This window comes from Vibrio sp. 03_296 (genome assembly GCF_002265885.1).
This window is the reverse complement of sequence record NZ_NPKW01001268.1, coordinates 1-493: the sequence shown is the minus strand read 5'-3', so window position 1 is coordinate 493 and position 493 is coordinate 1. Positions and strand designations below refer to the sequence as shown.

Here is a 493-nt window from a genome sequence, read left to right as displayed (position 1 = left end):
TTACAGCGTAACATGGCGGAGATGGCTCGCTTGATATCGCTGTTAAAGTGATGACCATAGTCTAGTTCAAGCTCGTGACGATGTTGGCGCAATAGGTCGATAAAAGTGCTCATACGGTCAGCTCCCAGTCGAGGTGCAGGCGGTCAGCCAGTTGATTGAGAGCTTGATTCGCATCATGTAACTTGAGTTGTGTGAGTTGAGTATAACGAGCCGTTGTATTTAAACTCGCATGACCAAGAAGGATTTGCAGTGAACGCAGGTCAAGCCCTTGCTCTAGGAGATGGGTTGCAAAGCAATGTCGGAGTGAGTGAGGGGTAATTCGCTTATGAATACCACATTCCTGTACAACCTGTTTAAGTGCTTTTTGTGCTCCTTGATCATTAAACGCGACATCACAACACTTACCTTTGCTTGGGAATAACAGTTTGGGATGTCGGTGTGTACACCAGTATCGGCGTAAGGCGTGAAGCGTTCTGTGAGGGAGTGGTACCAG

General features: G+C 47.5%; 1 protein-coding gene. It reads right to left on the bottom strand.

Annotated elements, in window-relative coordinates:
* Positions 1-109 precede the first annotated feature (109 nt).
* The coding region (locus CIK04_RS31480; RefSeq protein ID WP_176463488.1) for a tyrosine-type recombinase/integrase at positions 110-493 on the bottom strand (384 nt) is incomplete at its 5' end.